The 14,727-nt window shown below is 59.8% G+C and carries 15 protein-coding genes and 1 tRNA gene; 13 read left to right on the forward strand and 3 right to left on the reverse strand.

Translation table 11 applies throughout. The features are described from left to right. Nucleotides 1-546: 546 nt before the first annotated feature. From rpoE to PST29_RS07495, 4 genes are all read left to right on the forward strand, one after another. A complete protein-coding gene (gene rpoE, locus PST29_RS07480; protein ID WP_007930230.1) occupies nucleotides 547-1,128 on the forward strand; it encodes an RNA polymerase sigma factor RpoE in 582 nt (193 codons plus the stop codon). Nucleotides 1,129-1,159: 31 nt separating this feature from the next. Continuing rightward, on the forward strand, nucleotides 1,160-1,747 hold the full coding sequence (locus PST29_RS07485) for a sigma-E factor negative regulatory protein (protein ID WP_016963902.1): 588 nt from the start codon (nucleotides 1,160-1,162) through the stop codon (nucleotides 1,745-1,747). An 8-nt stretch (nucleotides 1,748-1,755) separates the two neighbouring features. Further along, the gene (locus tag PST29_RS07490) at nucleotides 1,756-2,712 is read left to right on the forward strand and encodes a MucB/RseB C-terminal domain-containing protein (RefSeq protein ID WP_060842736.1); all 957 of its coding nucleotides are present in this window, start codon (nucleotides 1,756-1,758) and stop codon (nucleotides 2,710-2,712) included. 224 nt (nucleotides 2,713-2,936) lie between these two features. Further along, on the forward strand, nucleotides 2,937-4,367 hold the full coding sequence (locus PST29_RS07495; protein ID WP_060837995.1) for a DegQ family serine endoprotease: 1,431 nt from the start codon (nucleotides 2,937-2,939) through the stop codon (nucleotides 4,365-4,367). A 75-nt stretch (nucleotides 4,368-4,442) separates the two neighbouring features. Here PST29_RS07495 and PST29_RS07500 read toward each other — a convergent pair whose 3' ends face one another. Then, nucleotides 4,443-5,876, reverse strand: coding sequence for a M48 family metalloprotease (locus PST29_RS07500; RefSeq protein ID WP_060842737.1), 1,434 nt, complete (start codon nucleotides 5,874-5,876; stop codon nucleotides 4,443-4,445). A 230-nt stretch (nucleotides 5,877-6,106) separates the two neighbouring features. Here PST29_RS07500 and PST29_RS07505 point away from each other — a divergent pair, with 230 nt between their 5' ends. Together PST29_RS07505 and PST29_RS07510 are read left to right on the forward strand one after the other, a co-directional pair. Then, a complete protein-coding gene (locus tag PST29_RS07505; RefSeq protein ID WP_060837996.1) occupies nucleotides 6,107-6,346 on the forward strand; it encodes a sulfurtransferase TusA family protein in 240 nt (79 codons plus the stop codon). Between the two features lie 33 nt (nucleotides 6,347-6,379). After that, on the forward strand, nucleotides 6,380-7,450 hold the full coding sequence (locus PST29_RS07510) for an AI-2E family transporter (protein ID WP_060837997.1): 1,071 nt from the start codon (nucleotides 6,380-6,382) through the stop codon (nucleotides 7,448-7,450). Nucleotides 7,451-7,486: 36 nt separating this feature from the next. Here PST29_RS07510 and PST29_RS07515 read toward each other — a convergent pair whose 3' ends face one another. Further along, nucleotides 7,487-7,960, reverse strand: a complete 474-nt coding sequence (locus PST29_RS07515; protein ID WP_060837998.1) for a peroxiredoxin — start codon at nucleotides 7,958-7,960, stop codon at nucleotides 7,487-7,489. A gap of 10 nt (nucleotides 7,961-7,970) precedes the next feature. Next, nucleotides 7,971-8,531 carry a glycine cleavage system protein R gene (locus PST29_RS07520; RefSeq protein WP_016963909.1) on the reverse strand — a complete coding sequence of 187 codons (561 nt, stop codon included), beginning with the start codon at nucleotides 8,529-8,531 and terminating at the stop codon, nucleotides 7,971-7,973. Nucleotides 8,532-8,856: 325 nt separating this feature from the next. Between PST29_RS07520 and dapA the strand changes: the two genes are divergently transcribed. The 7 genes from dapA (at nucleotide 8,857) to PST29_RS07555 (ending at nucleotide 14,507) form a co-directional block, all read left to right on the forward strand. Further along, a complete protein-coding gene (gene dapA, locus PST29_RS07525; protein WP_060837999.1) occupies nucleotides 8,857-9,735 on the forward strand; it encodes a 4-hydroxy-tetrahydrodipicolinate synthase in 879 nt (292 codons plus the stop codon). A 17-nt stretch (nucleotides 9,736-9,752) separates the two neighbouring features. Beyond that, entirely contained in the window at nucleotides 9,753-10,868 is a 1,116-nt protein-coding gene (gene bamC / locus PST29_RS07530; RefSeq protein WP_047302471.1) for an outer membrane protein assembly factor BamC, read from the forward strand. Between the two features lie 4 nt (nucleotides 10,869-10,872). Then, nucleotides 10,873-11,631 carry an MBL fold metallo-hydrolase gene (locus tag PST29_RS07535; protein WP_060838000.1) on the forward strand — a complete coding sequence of 253 codons (759 nt, stop codon included), beginning with the start codon at nucleotides 10,873-10,875 and terminating at the stop codon, nucleotides 11,629-11,631. 28 nt (nucleotides 11,632-11,659) lie between these two features. Continuing rightward, nucleotides 11,660-12,373 (forward strand): phosphoribosylaminoimidazolesuccinocarboxamide synthase, encoded by a 714-nt coding sequence (gene purC, locus PST29_RS07540; protein WP_060838001.1) that lies wholly within the window; start codon nucleotides 11,660-11,662, stop codon nucleotides 12,371-12,373. An 84-nt stretch (nucleotides 12,374-12,457) separates the two neighbouring features. Next, nucleotides 12,458-12,547 (forward strand) — tRNA-Ser (locus PST29_RS07545). Nucleotides 12,548-13,151: 604 nt separating this feature from the next. After that, complete coding sequence (locus PST29_RS07550; protein ID WP_060838002.1) at nucleotides 13,152-13,715, forward strand: fimbrial protein; 564 nt, start codon at nucleotides 13,152-13,154, stop codon at nucleotides 13,713-13,715. Nucleotides 13,716-13,742: 27 nt separating this feature from the next. Next, nucleotides 13,743-14,507 carry a fimbrial biogenesis chaperone gene (locus PST29_RS07555; protein WP_060842738.1) on the forward strand — a complete coding sequence of 255 codons (765 nt, stop codon included), beginning with the start codon at nucleotides 13,743-13,745 and terminating at the stop codon, nucleotides 14,505-14,507. Nucleotides 14,508-14,727 lie beyond the last annotated feature (220 nt).

Below are 14,727 nucleotides of genomic sequence, written 5' to 3' on the forward strand. Positions count from 1 at the left end.
CGCTCAAAGCGACCCAATACGGGGTTGGCGCAAGACGCCTGAATCGGCGAGTCAAAGCAGCCACACAGCCCACTAGTATATAGAGGGGGGGATCGGCACAATAGTCGCGCCTTCATGGCGTTGTGCGACTTCGCTGAGCAAAAGCGTTGCTCTCGGCCAGCCTCTACTCGCGGCGTTCCAGCTTCCGCGCGGGCTGATCGAAGAAGTAAGGCGGTTTTTCTCTTCACCGTTACACAATCTTCGTTCGGCACAGCTATAAAGATTGGGAACTTTTGCCAAGGCCCCAAACTCAATAGAAGGTTGCCTGAAAGAAGGGACAGCGTCGGTTCTGGCCAGGGTTTGCAGTCTGTCCCTTGTGACGGAAATCGACGACAGGATTATTCGCGCAGCCGGCCTTGCCCGCGCTGCGTTTTTCGTGCGTGCCGGATCAGAGCCCGCAGGAAACTTGCTTGGAGGGGGAGAACTTTTGCGAAAAGCCCGAGTCTATGTTTGCAAGCCTGATCGATTAGTGATGCAAGCCTCCTCCGAGCTTATCGAGGAGTGTTCATGCTAACCCAGGAAGAGGATCAGCAGCTGGTCGAGCGCGTTCAGCGTGGCGACAAGCGAGCGTTCGATCTGCTCGTGCTGAAATACCAGCACAAAATTCTCGGGTTGATCGTGCGTTTCGTGCACGACACCCATGAAGCCCAGGATGTCGCACAAGAAGCCTTTATCAAGGCTTACCGTGCACTAGGTAATTTTCGGGGGGACAGCGCGTTCTATACGTGGCTGTACCGTATCGCCATCAACACGGCGAAAAACTATCTGGTTTCACGCGGCCGCCGGCCGCCGGATAGCGATGTCAGTTCTGAGGATGCGGAGTTCTATGACGGCGATCATGGCCTGAAGGATCTCGAATCGCCGGAACGTGCATTGCTGCGGGATGAGATCGAAGGCACCGTCCATCGAACCATTCAGCAACTACCTGAAGATTTGCGTACAGCCTTAACTTTACGTGAATTCGATGGTCTGAGTTACGAGGACATTGCCAGCGTCATGCAGTGTCCGGTGGGTACCGTGCGCTCCCGGATTTTCCGCGCTCGGGAAGCCATCGATAAAGCCCTGCAGCCGTTGTTGCAGGAAACCTGAGACAGCGGCGACAGCCAAGAGAGGAACCGCCATGAGTCGTGAAGCCCTGCAGGAATCGCTGTCCGCGGTGATGGATAACGAAGCGGACGAACTGGAATTGCGTCGGGTATTGAATGCCGTCGACGAAGTGGAAACCCGTGAGACCTGGGCTCGTTATCAAATCGCCCGGGCGGCCATGCACAAGGAGTTGCTGCTTCCGCGTCTGGACATTGCCGCTGCCGTTTCTGCAGCCCTGGCCGATGAAGCTGTACCGGCCAAAGCGTCTCGTGGACCTTGGCGCAGCCTGGGTCGTCTGGCAGTGGCTGCGTCTGTGACCGTAGCGGTACTTGCTGGCGTACGTCTGTACAACCATGACGAGATTGCTGGTGTTGAGCTCGCTCAGCAAGCGGGTCAGCCAACCCTGGCTGCTCCACAAGTCAAAGGCCCTGCTGTATTGGCCGGCTACAATGAGAGCTCGGAAGCCACCGGTCCCATGGCCAATGGCGTATTGCAAGGTCAGCCCGGCTGGCACGACCAACGCCTGCCAAGTTACCTGCGTCAGCATGCTCAGCAAGCTGCACTCAAAGGCACTGAAAGCGCACTGCCTTATGCCCGTGCGGCGAGCCTGGAAAACCGCTAAGGAGGATCATGCGCGCCATACCTCTACTCTCGCTTCTGCTCAGTGGCTGGTTTGTGGTTCCAGCCCACGCCGACGAAGCCCAGGACTGGTTGCAGCGTCTTGGGCAAGCGGAACGCCAGCAAAGCTTTCAGGGCACCTTCGTTTACGAGCGCAATGGTAGTTTTTCTACCCATAACATCTGGCATCGTGTCCAGGATGGAAACGTCCGTGAGCGGTTGATCCAGCTTGACGGATCCGCTCAAGAGGTTGTGCGTGTCGATGGTCGTACCCAATGCGTCAGCGGTACGTTGGTGGCAGGGTTGGGGGATGCCCCGGACTCTGCGGCGCGTGCCCTGGATCCGCAAAAACTCAAGAATTGGTATGAGCTAGCCGTTATCGGCAAGTCGCGCGTGGCCGGGCGCCAGGCGGTGATCATTGCGGTTACCCCGCGAGACCAGCACCGTTACGGCTTCGAATTGCACCTGGATCAGGAAACCGGCTTGCCGCTCAAGTCCCTGTTGTTGAACGACAAGGGGCAACTGCTCGAGCGCTTTCAGTTCACCCGTCTGGACACCGCAGATGTCCCGGATGACAACGAGCTGCGCGCCGGCCCGGACTGCAAGCCGGTGGCTCTGGACAGCGACAAGGCCTCGGCGATCAAGAGCACTCGGGCCTGGCACTCCGACTGGTTGCCTCCGGGTTTCGAGTTGACCAGCAGCAGCGCCCGCAAGGATCCGCAAACCAAGTCCGTGGTCAACAGCCTGCTATATGACGATGGTTTTGCGCGTTTTTCCGTGTTCCTCGAGCCGCTCAATGGCGAAGCGGTCACCGATACTCGTTCTCAGCTGGGGCCGACGGTTGCCGTATCACGGCGCCTGACCACCCCCGAAGGCGAAATGATGGTCACGGTGGTCGGGGAGATTCCCATTGGCACCGCCGAACGTATTGCTCTGTCCATGCGCTTCGATGCCGCCACCCAGCAATGAACCTTTATTGGTTGTGTAAGAGGTCAGTCATGGCTCACCCACAATTGAGAAGATGAAATGTCTGGTGAGCAATTTCATTTGCAAAATCCACAAAGTTTTTTTATAGGTCAGAACCCCCTCGGTTCTGACCTTATTTGTCGTTCCTGGAGCAAAAGTGCCGCCCCTGTCTTTTCGGCATTTGCTGCTCCATATCGCTTAACCACGCTCGTCGTAACGGGAGCCGTATGTCGATACCACGCTTGAAGTCCTACTTCACCATTCTTGCCACCGTACTGGTGCTGGGGCAGGCCGTGTCTGCCCAGGCCGCCGAGTTGCCTGATTTCACCCAACTGGTCGAGCAGGCCTCGCCCGCAGTGGTGAACATCAGTACCACGCAGAAACTGCCTGATCGTCGGGTTTCCAACTCGGCGCAGATGCCCGACCTGGAAGGCTTGCCGCCAATGCTGCGGGAGTTCTTCGAGCGCGGCATGCCCCAGCAGCGCTCCCCGCGCGGCGATCGCCAGCGTGAGGCGCAATCCCTGGGTTCGGGCTTCATCATCTCCCCGGATGGCTACATCCTCACCAACAACCACGTGATTGCCGATGCGGACGAGATCCTTGTACGCCTGGCCGACCGCAGCGAATTGAAAGCCAAGCTGATCGGCACCGACCCGCGTTCTGACGTGGCGCTGCTGAAGATCGATGGCAAGGACCTGCCCGTGCTGAAACTGGGCAAATCCCAGGACCTCAAGGCCGGGCAATGGGTCGTGGCCATCGGTTCGCCGTTCGGCTTCGACCACACCGTGACCCAGGGCATCGTCAGCGCCATCGGTCGCAGCTTGCCGAACGAAAACTATGTGCCGTTCATCCAGACCGACGTGCCGATCAACCCGGGCAACTCCGGTGGCCCGCTGTTCAACCTGGCCGGTGAAGTGGTGGGGATCAACTCGCAGATCTACACCCGTTCCGGTGGCTTCATGGGCGTGTCTTTCGCGATCCCGATCGACGTGGCAATGGATGTTTCCAATCAGCTGAAAACCGGTGGCAAGGTCAGTCGTGGTTGGCTGGGCGTGGTGATTCAGGAGGTCAACAAAGACCTGGCTGAATCCTTCGGCCTGGAAAAACCTGCCGGTGCACTGGTTGCGCAGGTTCAGGACGGCGGCCCGGCAGCCAAGGGCGGCTTGCAAGTGGGCGATGTGATTCTCAGCCTCAATGGCCAGCCCATCGTCATGTCGGCGGACCTGCCGCACTTGGTGGGCGCGCTGAAGGCCGGGGCCAAGGCCAATCTGGAAGTGATCCGCGAGGGCAAGCGCAAGAACGTCGAGCTGACCGTCGGTGCTATTCCCGAGGAAGACAAGGACCTGAGCATGCTGCCCAAGTCCGGAGTCGAGCGCAGCAGCAACCGTCTCGGCGTGGCCGTGGTCGAACTCAACGATGAGCAGAAGAAAGCCTTCGACCTCAAGGGGGGCGTTGTCATCAAGGAAGTTCAGGATGGTCCTGCCGCCCTGATCGGCCTGCAACCGGGCGACGTGATCACTCACCTGAACAACCAGGCGATCACCACCGCGAAGGAGTTCACTGAAATCGCCAAGGCGCTGCCGAAGAATCGTTCGGTGTCCATGCGTGTTCTGCGTCAGGGGCGCGCCAGCTTCATTACCTTCAAGCTGGCCGAATAACCCGCCAGCCTTCAGGGTTGCCCAATAAAAAGCCCGCCTCGTATGAGGCGGGCTTTTTTATGGTCACGCTCCAGGTCAGCGCATCATGTCCTTGACCATCTGCTCCTGATCCATCATCTCGCGCTGACGCGCATCGATTCTCGACGACAGTGGGAAGTTGCTGCCGGCCCGGCGCTTGGCGAAGTCCAGTTGCTGGATGGCCTGGCGATAGTCGCCGACCAGAGCGAAGTACTCGGCCCGGGCCTGGTGTAGGCCGATGATGTTGCCGGACAGGCCGCGGGTTTCCGCCACCAGGTACCAGACGTCCGGGTCATCCGGGCGACTTTTCAGCAGGCCTTCCAGGGCTTTTTCCGAGTCCGCCGGGCGGTTCTGCTTGAGTAGAAGGTCAACGCGGACCTGGTTCAGCGGATAGTTGCCGGGGTAGAGGTTGAGCATTCGCTCGACCCGGCTTTGCGCATCCGGCAGGCGGCTGTTGGCCATGTCCAGCTCGATCTGGGCCAGGTTGTAGGTGATGTCATTGGGTGACTTGGCCAGCAACGGCTTGAGGTTTTCCCGCGCCTCGTTCCATTGGCTGCCCTTGATCTGGGCGATCGCCAGGCCATAGCGCGCGATGTCGTTCTTCGGGTTCTCGTCGAGCTGGGCGCGAAAACGCTTGGCAGCCAGGCCCGGGGACTCCTCATAGTTGAGTTGTACCCGGGCCCGAATCAGTTGATAGCGCAGGCTGTCTTCGGTGCCGCCCTGCTTGGCCTGTTCCGCGCGGTTGCGGGTGTCGGCGATCCGCGATTCGGTAACCGGGTGGGTCAGAAGGAATTCCGGCGGCTTGGCATCGAAGCGGTACTGGCGCATCAGGCGCTCGAACATGGTGGGCATCGAACGCGGATCGTAGCCGGCCTTCTCCAGATTGAGGATGCCGATACGGTCGGCTTCCTGCTCATTCTGTCGGGAGAAGCGCCGCTGTTCCTGGATCGCCGCCGCCTGGGTGCCGGCGATGGTGGCGATCCCGGCATCCCCGGCACCGGCGGCGGCGATCACGATCCCCGCCAGCAGCGCGGCCATCATCGGCACCTGCATGCGTTGCTGGGCCTCGACGCCGCGGGCGAAGTGCCGTTGGGAAAGGTGCGCCAGTTCGTGAGCCAGTACCGAGGCATATTCGCCTTCGGTCTGGGCGTTGAGGAACAGGCCGCCGTTGACTCCGACAATCCCGCCGGGAGCGGCAAAGGCGTTGAGCTGCGGGCTGTTGATCAGGATGAACTCCAGGCGCCGGTCATTGACCTGGCTGGTTTCCACCAGTTTGTAGACGCTGGTTTCGACGTAGTCCTTGAGCTGCGGGTCGTTGAGCTGCGAGACCTGGCTGCGCAGCAGCGCCAGCCAGGCGCGGCCCAGCTGGTGTTCCTGTTGTGGCGAGACAATGGCTGAACTGGCATCACCGAGTGACGGCAGGTCGTCGGCGAAGCCCGGTGAGGCGAGCAGGCAAGCGAGCGTCAGCAGGGTAGGGCGCAATAAATTCATGCACAAAGCCTTATTCGACAAAGGCTCTACTGTAGCTGGCCGCTGGTCCGGGGACCAGACAAAGGCGGTGAAAACTCTGCGGATCCAAGGTGCTTTCTGGCAAATTCCAGCGTCTACCCCATAAGCCCTTTGTCACAGCGGTGTGTGTTTGGGGCAAGGCTTGTTTATTGCCGGGGGCTTGAGCTTGCAGGGTATTCTAGGCGCCTGAATTCATGATCGGAGTAAGTTCAATGACCGATGTTGTCGCCCATGATGCCGAGCTGGACGCCAGCGGGCTCAATTGTCCGCTGCCGCTGCTCAAGGCCAAGATGGAACTCAATCGCCTGGCCAGTGGCGCGGTGCTCAAGGTCATTGCCACCGATGCCGGGTCCCAGCGCGACTTTCGCACCTTTGCCCGTCTGGCCGGTCATACCCTGCTGCACGAAGAGGACGATGCCGGGGTCTATCGTTACTGGCTGAAAAAGGCCTGACGGCCGCTCATCGATTTCACCTAAGGATCATTGATGTTCAAAGTGCTACGCGACTGGATACAGCGCTACTTCTCGGATGAAGAGGCGGTGGTGCTCGCCGTCCTGCTGTTCCTGGCCTTTACGGCGGTGCTGACCCTGGGCGGCATGCTGGCGCCGGTGTTGGCGGGCATGGTCCTGGCGTACCTGATGCAGGGGCTGGTGGTGAGCCTGGAGCGCCTGCGCCTGCCGGGCGGCGCGGCGGTGGGACTGGTATTTGCCTTGTTCATGGGCTTGTTGCTGGTCTTCATCCTGGTGGTGGTGCCGTTGCTCTGGCACCAGTTCGTCACCTTGTTCAACGAGTTGCCCGGGATGCTCGCCAAGTGGCAATCGCTGTTGCTGCTGTTGCCCGAACGGTACCCGCACCTGGTGTCGGACGAGCAGGTGCTGCAGGCCATCGAGGTGGCCAGGGGCGAGATCGGCAAGTTCGGGCAATGGGCGTTGACCTTCTCCCTGTCCAGCCTGCCGTTGCTGGTGAACATCATGATCTACCTGGTGCTGGTGCCGATCCTGGTGTTTTTCTTCCTCAAGGATCGGGCGATGATCAGCCGCTGGGTCATCGGCTATCTGCCGCGGGAGCGGACCCTGATTACCCGGGTCGCCCACGAAATGAACCGGCAGATCGCCAATTACATCCGCGGCAAGGTCATCGAGATTGTCATCTGCGGTGGCGTCACCTACATCGCCTTCGTCGCCCTGGGCCTCAACTACGCGGCGTTGCTGGCGCTACTGGTCGGCATTTCGGTGGTGGTGCCCTATGTCGGCGCTGTGGTGGTGACGGTGCCGGTGGCGCTGATTGCGCTGTTCCAATGGGGCTGGAGCGACCAGTTCATCTACCTGATGGCGGTCTACGGGATCATCCAGACCCTGGATGGCAACGTGCTGGTGCCGCTGCTGTTCTCCGGTGCGGTGAACCTGCACCCGGTGGCGATCATCTGTGCGGTGCTGCTGTTTGGCGGGCTGTGGGGGTTCTGGGGGATTTTCTTTGCGATTCCCCTGGCCACCTTGTTCAAGGCAGTGCTGGATGCCTGGCCTAGAAAGGACCCGGTGGTGGCGCCTTTACTCTAGATACGCGGGGCGGCTGATTCAGCCGCCCCAGTCATTTCAGGCCTTGTTCAGGGCCTGGGCCGCGGCCAGTACGGCGTCGACGTGGCCTGGAACCTTCACCCCGCGCCATTCCTGGCGCAGAACACCGTCCTTGTCGATCAGGAAGGTGCTGCGGTCCACGCCCAGGTATTCCTTGCCGTAGAGCTTCTTCAACTTGATCACGTCGAACAGCTGGCAAACGGCCTCGTCCTTGTCGCTGATCAGTTCGAAGGGGAATTCCTGCTTGCACTTGAAGTTCTCGTGGGACTTCAGGCTGTCGCGGGAAATGCCGAAGATTTCGGTATTGGCAGCCTGGAAGGCGGCGTATTGATCGCGAAAGCCCTGGCCCTCGGTGGTGCAGCCCGGGGTGCTGTCCTTGGGATAGAAGTAGATCACCACTTGCTTGCCCTTGAGGCCAGATAGGCTGACGGTCTGGCCGCTGGTGGCAGGGGCCTGGAAATCGGCGACGGGTTGGTCGATAGCAACGGCCATGGGAGCTTCCTTACATGGGGTTCTGTGGGCGCCAGGGTTCGATCAGCGCATCGAGGTTCATGGCATCGGCAAAATCCAGGAACTGATCGCGCAACCAGCTGATCTGGGTGCCGGCGGGCAGGGTCACGGTGAAGGTGGCGTTGAGCATGGTGCCCCCGGTCTGCGGAGCCTGGTAGGTATCGCAGGTGAGGTTTTCCAGCTCGACATGGTGGTCGATGAAGAATTGGCACAGCTCATTGACGATGTCCGAGCGGTACGCCGCGCTGACATAAGCCACATAAGGCAGAGCCTGAGGGCGGCTTTCCAGAGCTGCGCTGCGCACCACATTGACGGTGAAGGCGTGCTTCTTGGCCAGGAACGGCAGGCTGCTCTCCAGGCGCGCCAGGGCGTCCCAGCTGCCGGAAATCTCCAGCACCAGGGCGCTGCACTCGCCATGCCGGGTCAGGCGCGAGGTCACGACGGCGCAGCGGTTTTCATGGCTGGCGCGGCACAGGACGTTGGTCAGCTCCATGGGGTTGGCGCCGAGGGCACTGATGACAAGGAATTGTTCGCGAACTGTGGGGGTGGACATGCAGCATTCCTAAAGCGATGAGCGGTCGATACTTTTGACAAGCCAGTGCCGGGCAAGCGTCGCCAGCGACTTCTCAGGGCCCCGGAGCACCAGCCGGCGACAGGTCCCGAAACATCCGGAACAGGGGCTGGCAAGGCAGGAATGGGGCTTTGGAGAAGCGACAGGCAGGCGATAACCCGGTTTACACGCTTATCGGTAGCGATCAAAGCCTGAAGGGTAGCGAAAACCATCGCTCAGGGGAATGCTCACGGCGCGGGACTTCGCTTGTGCAAGGAACTTGGCGCCAGTACCATTACCGCTCTCTTTTTCCGGCAGGAGCGGTTGCATGATTGCGGGCAGTATGGTGGCACTGGTCACACCCATGGATGCACAGGGAAATCTCGACTGGGACAGCCTGAGCAAACTGGTGGACTTCCACCTGCAAGAGGGCACCAACGCCATCGTGGCGGTCGGCACCACAGGTGAATCGGCCACTCTGGATGTCAACGAGCACATCGAAGTGATTCGTCGGGTGGTGGCCCAGGTTGCAGGGCGCATTCCGGTGATTGCCGGTACCGGCGCCAACTCGACGCGTGAAGCGATCGAACTGACCACCAACGCGAAGATCGCCGGCGCCGACGCCTGCCTGCTGGTGACTCCGTACTACAACAAGCCGACCCAGGAAGGCCTGTACCAGCATTTCCGCGCCATTGCCGAGGCCGTGGACATTCCGCAGATCCTCTACAACGTTCCAGGCCGTACCGCATGCGACATGCAGGCCGAGACCGTGATCCGCTTGTCCAGCGTGAAGAACATCATCGGCATCAAGGAAGCCACCGGCGACCTGCAGCGGGCCAAGGCGATCCTGGCCGGCGTGCCCAGCGATTTCCTGGTGTACTCCGGCGATGACGCCACTGCCGTTGAACTGATCCTGCTGGGCGGCAAGGGTAATATCTCGGTGACCGCCAACGTCGCACCCCGGGCCATGAGCCAGATGTGCGCCGCGGCCATGGCCGGCGACGCCGCCAAGGCCCGCGAGATCCACGAAACCCTGATGCCGCTGAACAAGACACTGTTCATCGAATCCAACCCTATTCCCGTGAAATGGGCCCTGCACGAAATGGGCATGATGCCGGACGGTATCCGTCTGCCGCTCACCTGGCTCAGTGCCGCCTGTCACGAACCGCTGCGGCAGGCCATGCGCCAGTCCGGCGTCTTGGTTTAATTGAGGAAGTACAACGCATGAAGCGAATGGCCGGACTTTCCGCACTTGCCTTGATTATCTCCAGCACCAGTGGCTGCGGTTGGATCTGGGGCCCGGAAGGCTACTTCCGTGACCGGGGTAGCGATTACCTGCAAGCGCAACAAACCGCACCGATGCAATTGCCGCCGGATGTCCAGACCTCCAAGCGTCTTGACCCATTGCTGCCGATCCCGCGCAACGTCGCGGACGACAACGTCAAGGGCGAGTACCAGGTGCCTCGTCCGCAGCCGCTGTCGGCGATTGCCGACGCCAGCGACTACACCCTGCAGAAGAGCGGTGATTCCCGTTGGGTCATGGCCCAGCATCCACCGGCCGAAGTCTGGCCAGTGGCGGTGCAGTTCTTCCAGGACAACGGCTTCCGCCTGGATCAGCAGCGCCCGCAAACCGGCGAATTCACCACCAGCTGGCAGCGTTCCGACGAGCTTTCCGCGGCCGTGGCCAAGCGCCTGAGCAGCGCCGGCGTTGCCGCCGACAGCGAAACCCGCGTGCGGGTGCGCATCGAGCCGGGCGTGCAGCGCAATACCAGTGAAGTCTACGTGGTCAGCGCCGAGCGTCCTGCCGGCAGCACGGCCGACGTGGAGTTCACCAACCGTTCACTCAACACCGGCCTGGACGCGGCGCTGGTGGACGACATGCTGGCCAGCATGAGCCGTACCGCCGAGAAAGGCGGTTCGGTGTCCCTGTTGGCGGCTCGTGATTTCGATACCCCAAGCCGGGTCAGCCTCAGCGAAGACGGCAGCGGCAACCCGGTGCTGAACCTGGGCGCCGACCTCGATCGCGCCTGGTCCAGCGTAGGCCGTGCCCTGGAGCAGGGTGAATGGCGGGTTGAGGACATCAACCGCAGCCTGGGCCTGTACTACATCAACCTGGCGGAAAAAGCCGAGAAGAAAAACGACGAGCCGGGCTTCTTCGGCAAGTTGTTCGGCAGCAAACCGGCCAAGGAAGAGATCGAAGCCCGCGCCGAGCGTTATCAGGTTCGCCTGAGCAAGGTCGGCGACAACGTCCAGGTCACCGTCGAGAAGAACATCAATACCGTGGCGCCGGCTGATGTGGCGCGCAAAGTGTTGGGCGTGATTCAGGACAACCTGGGCTGATCAGATGCGTTTTGCCGTTCTCGGCAGTGGTAGCCAAGGGAATGGCACGCTGATCGCCAGTGCTGACACTTACATTCTGGTGGATTGTGGTTTCTCCCTGCGGGAAACCGAGCGGCGCCTGCTGCGCCTGGGAGTCCATCCCTCGCAGTTGAGCGCCATCCTGGTGACCCACGAACATGCCGACCACGTGCATGGCGTGGGTTTGCTGTCTCGGCGCTACAATCTACCGGTCTACCTCAGTCAGGGAACCCTGCGCGGGATGCGCAAGCCGGTCGAGGCGGCGGGTTTTGTCCGTGGTGGCGAGCCACTGCAGATCGGCACCTTGCGCATTGACGTGATTGCCGTCGCCCACGACGCCCTGGAGCCTACCCAGTTTGTCTTCAGTGACGGCCAGCGGCGTTTCGGTCTGCTGACCGACCTGGGGTCCTACTGCGCCGGCGTACTGGAAGGCTACCGTGGCCTGGATGCCTTGATGATCGAGGCCAATCACTGCCGTGACCTGCTGGCGCGCGGTTATTACCCGTACTTTCTCAAGCAGCGGGTGGGTGGCGACCAGGGACATTTGAACAACCATCAGGCCGCAAGCCTGGTGGCCGAATTGGGATGGCAGGACTTGCAGCATCTGGTCCTCGCCCATCTGAGCAGCAAGAACAACCTGCCGCAGCTGGCCCGGCAATGTTTTGTCGACACCCTCGGGTGCGACCCGGACTGGCTGCAACTGGCCGATCAAGATTCAGGGCTCGACTGGCGTCACATCGCCTAGCCCACCTACGTAGCAAGCGGAGCCCATCATGGAAAAACGTGAAGAACTCTACCGCGGCAAAGCCAAGTCGGTTTACAAGACCGATGACGCCGACCGCTTGATCCTGCTGTTTCGCAACGACACCTCGGCGTTCGACGGCAAGCGCATCGAGCAGCTGGACCGCAAGGGGATGGTGAACAACAAGTTCAACGCCTTCATCATGCAAAAACTCGAAGCCGCCGGCATTCCGACCCAGTTCGACAAGCTGCTGGGCGACAACGAGTGCCTGGTGAAGAAGCTCGACATGATTCCGGTGGAGTGCGTGGTGCGCAACTACGCGGCCGGCAGCCTGGTCAAGCGCCTGGGTGTGGAAGAGGGCATGAAACTCAACCCCTACACCTTCGAACTGTTCCTCAAGGACGACGCCAAGGGCGATCCGTTCATCAACGAATCCCACGTGGTGGCCTTCGGCTGGGGCACCGCCGAGCAACTGGCGCGGATGAAAGAGCTGTCGCTCAAGGTCAACGAAGTGCTGAGCAAGCTGTTCGATGACGCCGGCCTGCTGCTGGTGGACTTCAAGCTGGAGTTCGGCGTGTTCAGCGACGGTTCCATCGTCCTGGGCGACGAGTTCAGCCCGGACGGTTGCCGTCTGTGGGACAAGGACACCAAGAAGAAAATGGACAAGGATCGCTTCCGCCAGGGCCTCGGTGATGTCATCGAAGCCTACGAAGAAGTGGCCCAGCGCCTCGGCGTACCGCTGTAATCGACGCAAGCATCTGATAGCACGGAAAAAATTCGCTCAAGGGGCTTCGCTTCGAGCAAATGTGCTGTTATGATGCGCGCCGTTGGAGAGATGCCAGAGTGGCCGAATGGGACGGATTCGAAATCCGTTGTACCTTCACCGGTACCTAGGGTTCGAATCCCTATCTCTCCGCCATACAAATGAAAGCCCCGGAAATCATCGATTTCCGGGGCTTTTTTGTTGCCTGCGTTTTTTGCCAACGCGTCGGACACGTCCTGTTCCAGGGCGCCACCGGTGCTCGGCGCCGGTGGCCATGACCCCTGCCTTTAGCCGTGTTGTTCATCCGTTGCCTGTCCCCACAACCTGACGTGGCCGCTGCACATTCAAGTGCCGAGGTTCATCGGTACTTGGCCAACTGTTTTCAAGTGGCGGTCGATGAATAACGCCGGCAGTTCCTATGCATTAACAGCTATTGATTGACTTGATAACGGTCTAACTCGTGGCCGATGTTCTTGTTGTGGGAAATTTCCCTGTGTTGTCTGGGAGTATTCCGGTAATTCGAATCGGTGTGGTCTTGATCTAAAAAAATCAGTGCTTGGTTATTGTAGTCGCTGCTGACATGCCTGGTCCGCCTTTCGAACTATAGGGGGATTTTAAAACTGGAAGTCAGCAGCGCTCATACACTTTCAACAGGGTAGGGCGAGTGTTCTTTCTACTGTGGTGACAAGCACTTTGTCGACTTTCAGATAAGGAAGGTTCTTGCCCGTCATCCTTTGAGTTAATTGGAAAAGGAAATCAGATGAAACGCAAGTCCCTCGTCTCAATGGCAACTTCCGGGTTGATGTTGGCCGCATTGATCCCGACGTTCGCCCAGGCAACCGATGGTATTGTGAACTTCAGCGGCAGCATCACAGACGTGACCTGCGAGATCAACGGCAAGGCCCCGGGTGAAAACAACGTAACTAACGTTGAACTGGGTACTTTTCTGCCTACGCACTTTGCAACTATCGGCACCACTTCCGACCTGAAACCTTTTGAACTGAAACTCTCGGGCACCAACTGCAAGAACGACTCCAAGGTGTCCATCGAGTTCGACCAGGTCAATAACATCGATCCTGCAACAGGCAACCTCAAGCTGATCGGCAGCGCTCCGGCCACCGGCGTGCAGATCCAGATCTATAACGACAACGCCGCCCAGCCGCAGAAAATCGTCCTTGGCCAGGCCGAAACCTCGCCACAGGTGGCAAAGGTTTCCGGTAATACCGCCACCCTCAAGTACAAGGCCGCTTATGTGTCCACGGCTGCTTCGGTCGGAGCCGGTTCGGGTATCTCCTTTATCCGCTACACCCTGGCTTACCAGTAACAGCCTTTAGTCTTTAAGGGGCAGGTCATGGCGCCGACAGCGCGTTTTGTTCATTCTCTCGTTCTCGGTGTCATGTTCCTGGGGCTGTTCTCGGTAACTGCACAGGCCGGGATAGTTCTTCAAGGCACCCGCTTGGTTTATCCATCCGATGCCCGGGAAGTTACCTTGAAAATAACTAATACCGGGCCTGTCCCTCTTTTGGCGCAAAGCTGGATTGATAAAGGCGAGGCCGATAAGTCTCCCGAAGAAATAAAAGTGCCTTTCCTCTTGGCACCGGCGGTCAGTCGCCTGGAGTCGGGCGGGGCTGCCGTACTGCGTCTTTCTTATTCGAAGGAACCCTTGGCAACCGATCGCGAGACATTGTTCTGGTTGAATGTACTGGAAACTCCACCGCGTAAGGAAAACGAAGAAAACGTACTGCAGTTTGCCTTTAGGACACGGATCAAGATCTTCTTTCGTCCTCGCGATCTGGCAGGAAATGTCGATACGGCAGGAGAAAAACTCAAGTGGGAGTTCAACCCTGCGGCTCGCTTGAATAGCACTGCCCAAAGTGCGCCGGTAGCTGTGGTGAAAGTCTCCAATCCAACGCCTTACTACGTGTCTTTCGGACGTCTGGAAGTTGTACAGGGCGGGCGACAGTTCCCGCTCAAGCCCGGCATGGTCGCGCCGTTCGCCGATGAGTCGTTTGCCTGGCCGGTAGCGGCTGCGCAGGAGCCGGGCAAGGCCTCCATTCACTATGAAGTGATCAACGATTTCGGCGGCCGCCGGCTGCTTGAGCGCCCGCTGCTCTAGTCGGTTTCTTGATTCAACTTCGCTGGTTTATCAGGTCGCCCATGCTTGGGCGCGTTGGGATGTCGTTATGTTCAGTGTTCAGTGCCAAGGGCGCGGTGTATCCGCGCGCCCCGGGGTTGTGTGCGGCCGGGGCTCTGTTCCGTTTGTATGGGCTCTGTGTCTGGGCGCGACCTTGCTGGGCAATTCCACAGGCCTGACGGCGAACGAGGAGAACCACGAC

This window comes from Pseudomonas sp. St29 (assembly GCF_001547915.1).
Lineage (GTDB): Bacteria > Pseudomonadota > Gammaproteobacteria > Pseudomonadales > Pseudomonadaceae > Aquipseudomonas.